Genomic DNA, 12,415 nt, shown 5'->3' on the forward strand with positions numbered 1-12,415 from the left:
CACATCTTGTCAGGCGCTGTAGACCGCCTGGTCCGGCTGGGCGGCGAGCAGCGCCGATTTCAGTTTTTCCATGGCGCGGCTTTCGATCTGGCGGACGCGCTCCTTGGAAATGCCCAGCTTTTCGCCGAGCGATTCCAGGGTCGCGCCGTCTTCCGACAGCCGGCGCTCGCGCACGATCCTCAGTTCCCGTTCACTCAGGACTTCCAGGGCGGAGGTGAGCCACCTGTGCCGGCGTTCGCTGTCGATGTGGCCCGTGACGATCTCGTCGGGCAGGGGCGCATCGGACACGAGAAAGTCCTGCCGGTCGGCGCTGGAACCCTCGCTGTCCGTCACCGGCGCGTTGAGAGACGTGTCCGGGCCGGACAGGCGCGCATTCATGAGCGCCACGTCGGCCTGCTTGACCCCGATCGCGTCCGCGATCTTCTGGTGCAGTTCGCTGTCCGTCAGTGGTGTCTGGTTGCTGGAAAGCTTGGCGCGCAGCCGGCGCAGATTGAAGAACAGCGCCTTCTGGGAGGAGGAGGTGCCGCCGCGCACGATCGACCAGTTGCGCAGGATGTAGTCCTGGATCGAGGCCCGGATCCACCAGGTGGCGTAGGTCGAGAACCTGACCTCGCGCTCCGGTTCGAACCGGGCGGCTGCTTCCAGAAGGCCGACATGACCCTCCTGGATCAGGTCACCCAGGTTCAGTCCGAAGTTCCGGAACCTGGACGCAACCGCGATCACGAGGCGCATGTGTGACAGGGACAGTTTCTCCAGCGCCTTCTCGTCCCGGTCGTGCCGCCATCGCAGGGCAAGCGAGAGCTCTTCCTCACGGGTGAGATAAGGCGCTTTCATTGCGGCCTGCACCAGCTGACGTTTTTCGCTCATGGACATGATCGACGCTCCGATATGGTATCGGGGGAACTACGTACCAAGGCACAGGTTAGATCACTTGCAGCTTCCGTAGGGGGAGAAAATTTGCACTTTCGCGTGAACAGCACGCGAGCAATGACCCGGTCAAAAGAAAAGGGCCCGGAAATTTCCGGGCCCCTGATCACCGATTTCAGGAAAGTCCGCCTTGGAATCAGGCAGCTTCTTCCTTGTCTTCGTCTTCTTCCGCAGCCGCTTCAGCAGCCGCCTTCAAGCGGCTGGGGGACTTTGCCAGATTCTGTTCGATCTGCTTGATGGCTTCGGTTTCCGAGCATTTGTTCACCGCGGCGATCTCGCGTGCCATCCGGTCGAGCGCAGCTTCATAGAGCTGGCGTTCGGAGTAGGACTGCTCCGGCTGGCTGTCGGACCGGAAGAGGTCGCGAACCACTTCGGAAATCGCAATCAGGTCGCCGGAATTGATCTTTGCTTCATATTCCTGGGCGCGGCGGCTCCACATGGTCCGCTTGACGCGCGGACGGCCCCGGACGGTTTCGAGTGCCTTCTTGACCGCAGCCGGATCGCCCAGCTTGCGCATGCCGACGGACGCGATCTTGGCGACCGGGACGCGAAGGGTCATCTTGTCCTGTTCAAAAACGATAACGAGCAACTCCAAAGAGTGACCTGCAACGTTCTGCTCTTCAATGGCGGTAATCTGGCCGACGCCGTGTGCCGGATAAACGATATACTCGCCGGTTTTGAATCCCTGGCGCTGCGCGGTCTTTTTGGTGCTGGTTGCCATACTCGTATTCTCTCCTGCGCAGTTGATCGGTCCGTCGCGGACCGGTGATGGACCGCCTTGCGGTCCCCTGTTCTTTTGTGACACGAAGCCTGCCGAGCGATCCAATATGGAACGCCTGTTGATATGCGGCGTGTCAGGGCTGGTCAGTCGTCGATTTCCACAGTAGAACCTTGTCAGTCACATGAGCTGCCGGGAGCTTGCTCCGTCCGGTGGTTGAGGCCCGGGACAGGATTTCAAAGACTCCGTTTTGGGGGTTGTTCTCGTGGTTGGCGACTAGCTCTAATGTGTAACATACTTTTGTGGAAAATTAAAGCGTTGTGCTTTTCAGGTGCGCAAACGCCACAAGTAACCTGACGGAAACCCGCCGTCAGGCTGCTGAATTTATTCGTGAAATGGCCGGTATCTGCGTGATGCGGACTACTTGCGGCAGTCCGTCGCACAATGTGAAAAAGCGAATCAGGACGCCGGATTGGGCGAAAAATACTGTTCGAACTTGTTTTCCTTGCCGTCAAACTCTTCAGCACCCGGCAACGGATCCTTCTTCTCCGTGATATTCGGCCATTTCTCCGAGTATTCGGCGTTGACCTCGATCCATTTTTCCAGTCCGGGCTCGGTATCGGGCAAAATGGCTTCCGCCGGGCATTCCGGCTCGCAAACGCCGCAGTCGATGCACTCGTCCGGATTGATCACCAGGAAATTTTCGCCTTCATAGAAGCAATCCACCGGGCAGACTTCAACGCAATCGGTATATTTGCACTTGATGCAGTTGTCTGTGACGACGTAGGTCATCTCAATCCTCATTCGGCTCCGGTGCCGGTCTGACTGTCGAATGCTGTCAAACCCGGGTCCGGCGATCTGTTTCGTGCCGGTCTCCCTTGAGTAGGGCACGTATATCGTCTCGTATCGCTGTTGGGTATCGTTTTTGTCATTCGGGTGCAAGCGCACTGGATGACGCAGTCCGGGTGAATAAGGGAATGTTTTTCTGTTTTTAAGGGCGAAGCGGGATTTTGCCTCAACTCTCGCTGCGGAAGGCGTCCAGCTTGCGCCGGTCCCGCTTGGTCGGACGGCCGGCCCCGGCTTCGCGCTGGCCGGGTGGCGGCGGGGCAGCAGCCTGTTTCGGCGGTGGCGGCGGCGACAGGTCCTCGTAGAGCTTGCGCGCTTCCTCGTAGGGGCCGCGCCTCGTGCCGAGCGCAAGTATCTTGAGCACGAGCACCCGCCGCTCCAGGGCAATGGTCAGCACATCGCCCGGTTTTACGGTCTTGCTGGCGGAAGATATCTTGTCCTTGTTGATCCGGACGTGTCCGGAGGTTGCCAGCTTCTGGGCAAGCGACCGGGATTTTGTGACCCTGGCGTACCAGAGCCACTTGTCGATGCGCAGGCTGCCGCCGGCAGCTTGGGGATCAGGCGCTGAAATTACTTCTTGTCCTTGTTGTCCATGTCCGCCTTCAGCGCCATCAGCGCCGCGAAGGGCGAATTCGGATCGATCGGCTTGTCCCGGGCAGGCTTGTCGCGGCGGTTGCCGCCGTCAAAGCCCTTGCCACCCTGTTGCTGACCGCGGTTGCGGTTGGGGCCACCCTTGCCGCCGCCCTTGCCGTGGCGTTTTTCACCCTGGCCGCCTTTCGGTCCGTGGCCCTGGCCCTTGCGGTCGCCCCGGCGCTGGTCCTGGCGGCCGCGCGGTCGCCGATCGTGGCGGCCCGGCCGCCAGATCTCGATGGTGACGGTTTCCAGCGCGACTTCGTCTTCTGTGGCGTTGTCATTGTCCGCGGTGCCGGCGTCCGCCGGCGTCGTCTCGGCATTGACGTCGGCATTGGCAGGCTCCACGGGTGCCGCCACGGCGGCGTCCCCTTCGGTTGCAGCTGCTTCAGGCGCGGCTTCGGTCTCGGCCGCCACCGGTTCCGCCGCGGCTGCCGTTTCTTCCGTCACGGCCTCCCCCGCTTCGGCGCCTGCCGGTTCCACAACCGGTTCCGCCGGTGCGGCTTCGGCAGCATCTGCTTCCGGTTCACTGTCCGCGGCGGTTTCGGCCTCAGGTGCGGTCTCGGCCGCCGGAGCTTCCGCGGTGGCCGGCTTGACGGTCACGGGGCGCTGGACTTCCCTGGTCTCCAGCCGGTAGCCGAGCGATTTCAGCACTGCGGAGAAATCTTCTCCGGCGCAGCCGAGCAGGGAGGTCATTGCAACGGTCACCGTAAAGCCACCGCCGGTCTCGATGGCACCTTCCGGCGGGCTGACCTCGGCATCGAGCGGTTTCCAGGCGATCAGGGGCCGGATCAGGTCGGCAAGGCGTTCCAGGATGTCGACACGCACGGCGCGCGGGCCGCAGACGCGGAAACCGACCACCTTGTAAAGCGCCTTGTCGACGGTCTCGTCGACCGGGATCGACGTGCGGCCCGAGGCGGACAATTGCGGCAACTCGGCCATGCCGTTCATGTCGAGCGAACCATGCTTGAGCGCCCAGAGCTGTGCCAGAAGCTGGCTCGGCGCCGGTTTCAGGAGCGCGGGCACGAAGACCGTGTAGGCGCCGAAGCGGACACCGAGCTTGCGCAGGCCGGCCCGCATGTCCTGGTCCAGCTGGCGGATCTCGTCAGCGGCGTCCTGGCGTTCCAGGATGCCGAGGCCTTCGACGATGCGGAACGCAATGCCGCGCGCCAGGCCTTCCAGGCCTTCGCCGTTCTTGAGGTCGACCAGCGGTTTCAGGAGGGTTTCGATCTGGGCGCCGGCCCAGAGATCCATGCGACCCTGGACCGTCTCGCGGGCGGGGCCGGTCAGATGCTCGTCCGCCAGCAGCAGCACGGTCGGCGCCAAAACGTCCTCGCCCGCCACCAGCTTGGCCACCGGTTCGCCGCGCCAGCGGATGGTGCCGTCGGAGGCCAGCACGAAGTCGCTGTTCTCGGACTTGCCGAGCTTTTCGGCCCGGCTTTCGATTTCCGTCGTCAAGGCCTTTTGCGCGGCGGCGCGCACGGTCTTGCCGTCCGGACCTTCCGCCTCGGCGTCGGGGGCAAACCGGAAGCCAAGCAGATTTCCGATGTGCTGACCTTCAACGAGCACATCGCCGCTCGAGGTAATTTCCGCTTCCAGCATTGCGTTCTCTCTCAAACGTCGCATCAATACACTTGTGCGCCGGTCCACGAAGCGCTGGGTCAGCCGCTCGTGAAGGGCGTCGGATAGTTTGTCTTCTATGCCGCGGGTCTCGCCCTGCCAATGGGCCGGATCGGCCAGCCAGTCGGGTCGATTGGCGACATATGTCCACGTCCGGATGTGAGCAATCCGGTTCGCGAGAGTGTCGATATCACCATCCGTGCGGTCTGCGAAGGCCAATTGACGGGTGAACCAGTCATCGACAATCGCGCCATCGCGCATCAGATGGGTATAAATCGTGTTCAGCAGCTCCGCATGGTTCGCGGGCGCGATCTTACGATAGTCGGGGACCTGACACACGTCCCATAACAATTCGACCGCTTTTTCACCCTTTGCCATGTCGGATATTGCTGAATCGCGCAATAAATGTTCAAGCGCGGTGATGTCGTCGCTGATGGGTGCCCTTGCGAGACCGTCTTCGTTCGGGACCGCGTCAAGCGTTCGGCGCAATGCGCTCGCTGACGAAAAATCCAGCGCAGTGTTGCGCCATTGCAGCACTTTCAGGCTGTCGAACTGGTGACTTTCGATCCGTTCGATCAGTTCGTCGTCCAGCGGATCGACCCGTCCGGTCACCCCGAAGGTGCCGTCCTTGGTGTGCCGGCCGGCGCGCCCGGCGATCTGGCCCATCTCGGAAGCGGTCAGCTGGCGGTACTGGTAACCGTCATATTTGCGGTTGCCGGCAAAGGCGATGTGGTGAACATCCAGGTTCAGTCCCATGCCGATGGCGTCGGTGGCCACCAGGTGATCGACATCGCCGTTCTGGAACAGCTCCACCTGCGCGTTGCGCGTGCGCGGGCTGAGCGACCCGAGCACGACCGCCGCGCCGCCACGCTGGCGCCTGATCAGTTCGGCGATGGAATAGACCTCGTCGGAGGAAAACGCGACGATCGCGGATCTCGCCGGCAGGCGGGACACTTTTTTCGAGCCGGCATATTCGAGGACGGACATGCGCGGCCGGGTGACCACGTTGAGGCCCGGCAGCAATTTTTCCAGGAGGGGCCGCGCGGTCGCGGCTCCGAGCAGGAGCGTTTCCGACCTGCCGCGCAGGTTCAGGATCCGGTCGGTGAAGACATGACCCCGGTCGAGGTTGCCGGCCAGCTGGACTTCGTCGATGGCCACGAATTCGGTATCGAGATCAAGCGGCATGGCCTCGACCGTCGACACCCAGAAACGCGGCTTGTCCGGAATGATCTTTTCTTCGCCGGTGATCAGCGCAACGGCATCCGTTCCGGCACGCTCGGCAACGCGTCCGTAGACTTCACGGGCCAGCAGGCGCAAGGGCAGGCCGATCAGGCCGGAGGGCTGGGCCAGCATGCGCTCGATGGCGAGATGGGTCTTGCCGGTGTTGGTGGGGCCAAGCACGGCCGTCACTGTGCGGGACCGGGCAGACGGCGGCAGCGGCAGGTTCTGGAGACGGGGCATGAAAGGGCTAGCGATCGGCTTTCTACTGCTCGGCACCTGTAAACCGGCACCTAGATATGGTGCCGCGTGTCTAGCACAGGCAAGGATGGTGTGTCCCCATTCTTTTGGCCAAAAGGTCAGGTTTTTGCCGGGAAAAATAAGCTGTGGAGAACGACTCCGGAACAAACCGAAACCGAATCGCTGACTCTTGGAGATTCAGGATTTGTTCCCTACGACATATGGTTCACATGCGGATGAGAGCCACGAAATCGTGAATCTGGTCAACGGTTTGAGTCGTGCCGGGCGAAACGTGCCGATTGTCGTCGAATCACTGTCAATAGATAATTTTCGGTAAACGGTGCTGCCGCTCCGGTTCCGTGGTCCGTTTACCCGGGCACACAGCGTGAACGAATCCCGGACGAATCGCGGATTCAGGAATGTTGCGGCTTTGTTCCAACAAGATGTAGTAGGGTCGCCCGGCTCTGGCCCATAGCCCGGGCCGGCAGGACCGGTCCCGCCGGAAAGGGAAGCTGAAATGGACCGGGGCAGATGTGCCAAAACGGGGCGGCGCTGCCGCCGGGTGGAGATTTTTTGTCGTTCGGCGTGCCGTTTCCGGGAAAATGCTGCGCCGCAAATTTATCTGAAAGCGACGCCAGGCTTGGGCTTCAGCCAATTTAGCCTTCGTTTTCCTACAGTTATCAGCGCAGGCGCAAAAATATTTTCCAAGTTAAAAAAAGGACATGGTTTCTGCCCCTTTTCAAGAGCGTCCGACCAAAGTAGAAATCTTGCCGAAACAGCAAATGTGTTTTGCCGAAAATTAGGGGGAGTGGGCGTTTGGCGATAACAAAAATTCTCGTTGCGAACCGATCCGAAATCGCGATCCGGGTGTTCCGGGCAGCCAATGAGCTTGGACTGAAGACCGTTGCGATCTACGCGGAACAGGACAAGCTGGCGCTGCACCGCTTCAAGGCGGATGAAGCCTACCAGGTCGGCAAGGGGCTGGGCCCGATCGAGGCCTATCTGTCCATCGACGAGATCATTCGTGTTGCCAAACATTCCGGTGCAGACGCCATCCATCCGGGGTACGGCCTGCTGTCGGAAAGTCCCGAATTCGTCGATGCCTGCGAGGCGGCCGGCATTACGTTCATCGGGCCGAAGTCCGACACGATGCGCCGGCTCGGCAACAAGGTGGCGGCGCGCAACCTGGCGATCGAGGCCGGCGTGCCGGTCATGCCGGCAACCGATCCGCTGCCCGACGACATCAACGAGATCAAGACCCAGGCGTCGAAAATCGGCTATCCGGTGATGCTGAAGGCGTCCTGGGGCGGCGGTGGCCGCGGCATGCGCGTCATTCCGGACGAGGCAACCCTGGAAAAGGAAGTTCTGGCTGCCAAGCGCGAAGCCAAGGCCGCCTTCGGCAAGGACGAGATCTACCTGGAGAAACTGGTCCAGCGTGCCCGGCACGTGGAAGTGCAGATCCTCGGCGACGGCGAGAATGTCGTCCACCTTTTCGAGCGCGACTGCTCCATCCAGCGCCGCCATCAGAAAGTCGTCGAGCGCGCGCCGGCACCCTATCTCGACGAAGCCAAGCGGGCGGAACTTTGCCAATACGGTATCCAGATCGGCCAGGCGGTGAATTACCGCGGAGCCGGTACGGTCGAGTTCCTGATGGATGCCGATACCGGCGCGGTCTACTTCATCGAGGTCAATCCGCGGGTCCAGGTGGAACACACGGTGACGGAGGAAGTCACCGGCATCGATATCGTGCAGGCGCAGATCAAGATCTGCGAAGGCGCCAAGATCGGCACTTATGAAAGCGGTGTTCCGGAGCAGGCTAAAATCCGTCTCAACGGTCACGCGCTGCAGTGCCGGATCACCACGGAGGACCCGGAACAGAATTTCATTCCGGACTACGGTCGCATCACCGCCTATCGCGGCGCGACGGGCTTCGGCATCCGCCTGGATGGCGGCACGGCCTATTCCGGTGCCGTCATCACCCGCTTCTACGATCCGCTCCTGGAAAAGGTGACCGCCTGGGCACCGACGGCGGAAGATGCGCGCAAGCGCATGGACCGCGCCTTGCGCGAATTCCGGATCCGCGGTGTCGCCACCAACCTGGTGTTCCTGGAGAACATCATCGGGCACGAGGACTTCAAGTCCTGCAACTACACGACCCGCTTCATCGACGAGACGCCGGCGCTGTTCGAACAGACCCGCCGCAAGGACCGGGCGACCAAACTGCTGACCTATATTGCCGACGTTTCGGTGAACGGCCATCCGGAGACCAAGACACGCGCCCGCCCGCAAAAGGATGTGGCCGCGCCGGTCATTCCGGATTTCGGCGACGGCAAGCCGGCCGGCACCCGTCAGCTGCTCGACCAGCTCGGCCCGAAGGGCTTCGCCGACTGGATGAAGGCGGAAAAACGCGCGCTGGTAACCGACACGACCATGCGCGATGCCCACCAGTCGCTGCTGGCGACCCGCATGCGCAGCCACGACATCGTCAGCATCGCCGATGCCTATGCCGCCGGCCTGCCGAGCCTGTTCTCGCTGGAATGCTGGGGCGGCGCGACCTTCGATGTCGCCATGCGTTTCCTGACGGAAAGCCCCTGGGAACGCCTGCATCACATCCGTGAAAAGGCGCCGAACATTCTCCTGCAGATGCTGCTGCGCGGCTCCAACGGTGTCGGCTACACCAACTATCCCGACAATGTGGTCAAGTATTTCGTCGCCCAGGCGGCGGAGAACGGCATCGATCTCTTCCGTGTGTTCGACTGCCTCAACTGGGTGGAGAACATGCGCGTCTCCATGGACGCGGTCCAGGAAGCGGGCAAGCTCTGCGAGGGCGTGCTCTGCTATACCGGCGACATGCTGGACAGCGCCCGGCCGAAATACGACCTGAAATACTATGTCGGCCTTGCCAGGGAACTGGAAGCTGCCGGTGCGCATATTCTGGGCCTCAAGGACATGGCCGGCCTGTTGAAGCCGGAAGCGGCCCGCGTCCTGATCCGGACGTTGAAACAGGAAGTCGATCTGCCGATCCACTTCCATACCCATGACACCTCCGGCATCGCGGCGGCGACCGTCCTGGCGGCGGTCGAAGCGGGCGCGGACGCGGTCGATGCGGCGATGGACGCGCTGTCCGGCCTGACCTCGCAGCCCTGCCTCGGCTCCATCGTCGAAGCCCTGCGCGGCAGTGAGCGCGACACCGGGCTCGACGCCAGGACGATCCGCCAGATTTCCTTCTATTGGGAAGCGGTCCGGGCCCAGTACAGGGCCTTCGAGAGCGACCTGCGCTTCGGCGCGTCGGAGGTCTATCTGCACGAAATGCCGGGTGGCCAGTTCACCAACCTGAAGGAACAGGCGCGCTCGCTCGGTCTGGAAACCCGCTGGCACGAGGTTGCCCAGGCCTATGCCGACGCCAACCGGATGTTCGGCGACATCGTCAAGGTGACGCCGTCCTCCAAGGTGGTCGGCGACATGGCGCTGATGATGGTCAGCCAGGGTTTGACCGTCCAGGACGTCGAGGATCCGGCCAAGGACGTCGCCTTCCCCGACAGCGTCGTCAAGATGCTGCATGGCGATCTCGGTCAATCCCCGGGTGGCTGGCCCGAAGCGCTGCAGAAGAAGGTGCTGAAGGGCGAAACGCCGATCACGGTCCGTCCGGGCTCCCTGCTGGAACAGGCCGACCTGGACGCGGAGCGCAAGACGGCGGAGGAAAAGACCGGCCACGACATCAGCGATACGGAGCTCGCTTCCTACCTGATGTATCCGAAGGTCTTCACCGACTTCGACAAGGCCCAGCAGCAATATGGTCCGACCTCGGTCCTGCCGACCCCGGTCTATTTTTATGGCCTGGAAGCCGGCGACGAGATCTTCGTTGAACTCGAGCCCGGCAAGACCCTCGTGGTGCGCTGCCAGGCGATCGGCGAAACCGACGAGAAGGGCGAGAAGAAGGTGTTCTTCGAACTCAACGGCCAGCCGCGCAGCGTCAAGGTGCCCGACCGGGCCCATGGCGCGACCGGGGCCGCGGCGATGCGCAAGGCCGAGGACGGCAATGCCGCCCATGTCGGCGCGCCGATGCCCGGCGTGATCTCCACGGTCGCCATCGCCACCGGCCAGGAAGTCAAGGCGGGCGACGTGCTGGTCTCGATCGAAGCCATGAAGATGGAAACCGCACTTCATGCCGAGCGCGACGGCACGGTCAAGGAAGTGCTGGTGTCACCAGGCTCCCAGATCGATGCCAAGGACCTGCTGGTCGTTTTCGAAAGCTAAGCGGATAGGCTGCCCGGGGTGTTGCCTGGGCGGCCTCATCCCTTGATGTCATTCCGGGCGGAGCGCAGCGCAGATCCGGAACCCAGGACTCCCGGGCGGAATTTCTGGAATGCTTATCGTGACTTATGACGTCTCCCTGGCCTCGCGTTCGCGGGGATGACAACGGCAAGAGACAGCGTTCGCCACATATTCCACCTCATCTTAAGCCAGACCTGCCCTGATCAGGCCGTCCGTGAGATGGTCCAGGTCTTCCCGCTGGCCAAAGTGCATGGTTTCCAGAAAGCTTTCACGCGTGAAGTCGGGGCTGGTTTCCCGGACACGGTCTGCATATCTCGACGCGTTGACTTCGTCGCCTTCCATGGCGTGGCAGGCCGCGAGATAGGCCAGTTGCAAGGTCTCGAGTGTCGGCAGATGGCTGAAGGCTTCGATCGCCTCGTTATACTGGCGGGCCGTGTGATGTGCGCGGCCCAGATGGCTCCAGAAACGTGGAGGGTGATGCGGGTTTAGGCGCATCGCTTTCCGGATCCACTCGATGCCCGTCTCAGGGTTGCCGAGCCAGGTGTGCACCTCCCCCATCTGAACCACCGAGAGGTCGTAATTCGGATTGAGTTCCAGCGATCTTTCCTGATGACGCAAGGCCCTGGGCAAGTCGTTTTGAAGGATATAGAGGGCCGCCAGAAGACGGTGGACGTCGGCATCGTTGTCGTCCAGCGACGCTGCCTTCAGAATGGACGCCTGGGCAAGGTCCAGCGTTTCTTCAAGGTTGTCGCACCAGCCATATCCCCAGGCCTGACCGTAGATGCAGCCGCGCCAGGCATGGGCGTGCGCATATCCCGGGTCGAGCGCCACGGCGCGGGCGATCATCTGCTGCGCTTCCAGGTTGGTTTCCCGGGTGCTTTGATGGTGCAGCACCTTGGCAACGAGAACGCATTCGTAGGCCGCCAGGCTTGCCGGTTTCTGCCGGGCCAGACGGCTTTGTTGCGACTCCTCGATCCGCCCCGGCAGCGTGGCGACAATGGACGACGTGATCTCGTCCTGAATGGCGAAGATGTCGTCCATGTCCCGGTCGTATCTCTCCGCCCAGACATGCGCATCGCTCTGCGCCTCGATCAACTGCGCCGTGATCCGCAACCTGTTGCCCGCCTTGCGGACGCTGCCCTCGACAACATAGGCCGCGCCCAGTTGCGCCGCGACATCGCGCAGATTGACCGACTGGCCCTTGTACACAAAGGTGGAGTTTCTGGAGATTACGAAGAGTTCGTGCCGACGCGCCAGTTCGGTAAGGATGTCTTCCGTCAGCCCGTCGACAAAAAACTCCTGATCGGGATCGCCGCTCATGTTGGCAAAGGGCAGAACGGCGATGGAGGGCTTGATGACGGCGACCGGTTCTTCCGATCGCGGTTTCACCGGCTCGGACGCCGTCGCGGCGGGCAACACGGCCTGGTACACACGCACCGGCCTGCTGAGGTTTTTCAGGATCTTTTCGCCGAGTTCCACGAATTCGACATCTACCCGGCCTTGAACCTGCTCGTAAACAGCGGACGACACATTCACTTCGCCGGCTTCGGCCAGTTGCTCGAGCCGGGCGGCAATGTTGACGCCGTCGCCGTAGATATCGCCTTCGTCAAAGATGATATCGCCCAGGTTGACGCCGACGCGAAACTGGATGCGCCGGTCGGTGGCGACGTCCGAATTGCGCAGTTTCATGCGGCGCTGGACCTCAACGGCACACAGGACAGCGTCGACGACGCTCGGGAATTCCACAAGCATGCCGTCGCCCGTGGTCTTGATAATCGTTCCGCGATTTTTCGTGATCGCCGGGTCGATCAACTCGGCTCGGTGGGTACGCAACCGTTCAAGCGTGCTTCGCTCGTCCGCTTCCATAAGGCGGCTGTAGCCGACCATATCGGCTGCCAGGACTGCCGCCAGTCTTTGTTCCATCGCAGCACCTCTGCGGAA

At 62.0% G+C, this 12,415-nt stretch carries 7 protein-coding genes; 1 reads left to right on the plus strand and 6 read right to left on the minus strand.

The window, feature by feature from the left end:
* Positions 1-9: 9 nt before the first annotated feature.
* From O6760_RS08965 to O6760_RS08985, 5 genes are all read right to left on the minus strand, one after another.
* The gene (locus O6760_RS08965) at positions 10-873 is read right to left on the minus strand and encodes an RNA polymerase factor sigma-32 (RefSeq protein WP_442969867.1); all 864 of its coding nucleotides are present in this window, start codon (positions 871-873) and stop codon (positions 10-12) included.
* Positions 874-1,063: 190 nt separating this feature from the next.
* On the minus strand, positions 1,064-1,648 hold the full coding sequence (locus O6760_RS08970) for a CarD family transcriptional regulator (RefSeq protein WP_269585041.1): 585 nt from the start codon (positions 1,646-1,648) through the stop codon (positions 1,064-1,066).
* A 456-nt stretch (positions 1,649-2,104) separates the two neighbouring features.
* On the minus strand, positions 2,105-2,437 hold the full coding sequence (fdxA, locus tag O6760_RS08975; protein ID WP_269585042.1) for a ferredoxin FdxA: 333 nt from the start codon (positions 2,435-2,437) through the stop codon (positions 2,105-2,107).
* Positions 2,438-2,660: 223 nt separating this feature from the next.
* Complete coding sequence (locus tag O6760_RS08980) at positions 2,661-3,062, minus strand: RNA-binding S4 domain-containing protein (protein WP_269586238.1); 402 nt, start codon at positions 3,060-3,062, stop codon at positions 2,661-2,663.
* Entirely contained in the window at positions 3,062-6,202 is a 3,141-nt protein-coding gene (locus O6760_RS08985) for a helicase-related protein (protein ID WP_269585043.1), read from the minus strand. Before O6760_RS08985 ends, O6760_RS08980 begins: the two co-directional genes overlap by 1 nt.
* 813 nt (positions 6,203-7,015) lie before the next feature.
* Here O6760_RS08985 and pyc point away from each other — a divergent pair.
* Entirely contained in the window at positions 7,016-10,456 is a 3,441-nt protein-coding gene (gene pyc, locus O6760_RS08990) for a pyruvate carboxylase (protein WP_269585044.1), read from the plus strand.
* Positions 10,457-10,657: 201 nt separating this feature from the next.
* On the opposite strand, the gene O6760_RS08995 is transcribed toward pyc, so the two are convergent.
* The gene (locus O6760_RS08995; protein WP_269585045.1) at positions 10,658-12,397 is read right to left on the minus strand and encodes an adenylate/guanylate cyclase domain-containing protein; all 1,740 of its coding nucleotides are present in this window, start codon (positions 12,395-12,397) and stop codon (positions 10,658-10,660) included.
* Between the last annotated feature and the right edge of the window lie 18 nt (positions 12,398-12,415).

Source organism: Roseibium sp. Sym1 (assembly GCF_027359675.1).
In the GTDB taxonomy this organism is placed as follows: Bacteria; Pseudomonadota; Alphaproteobacteria; order Rhizobiales; family Stappiaceae; genus Roseibium.

Bases quoted from the DNA above. Each gene is read 5' to 3' on its own strand.
- O6760_RS08985 (WP_269585043.1), bottom strand. From the start codon at position 6,202: ATGCCCCGTCTCCAGAACCTGCCGCTGCCGCCGTCTGCCCGGTCCCGC.
- O6760_RS08970 (WP_269585041.1), bottom strand. From the start codon at position 1,648: ATGGCAACCAGCACCAAAAAGACCGCGCAGCGCCAGGGATTCAAAACC.
- fdxA (WP_269585042.1), bottom strand. From the start codon at position 2,437: ATGACCTACGTCGTCACAGACAACTGCATCAAGTGCAAATATACCGAT.
- O6760_RS08965 (WP_442969867.1), bottom strand. From the start codon at position 873: ATGTCCATGAGCGAAAAACGTCAGCTGGTGCAGGCCGCAATGAAAGCG.
- O6760_RS08995 (WP_269585045.1), bottom strand. From the start codon at position 12,397: ATGGAACAAAGACTGGCGGCAGTCCTGGCAGCCGATATGGTCGGCTAC.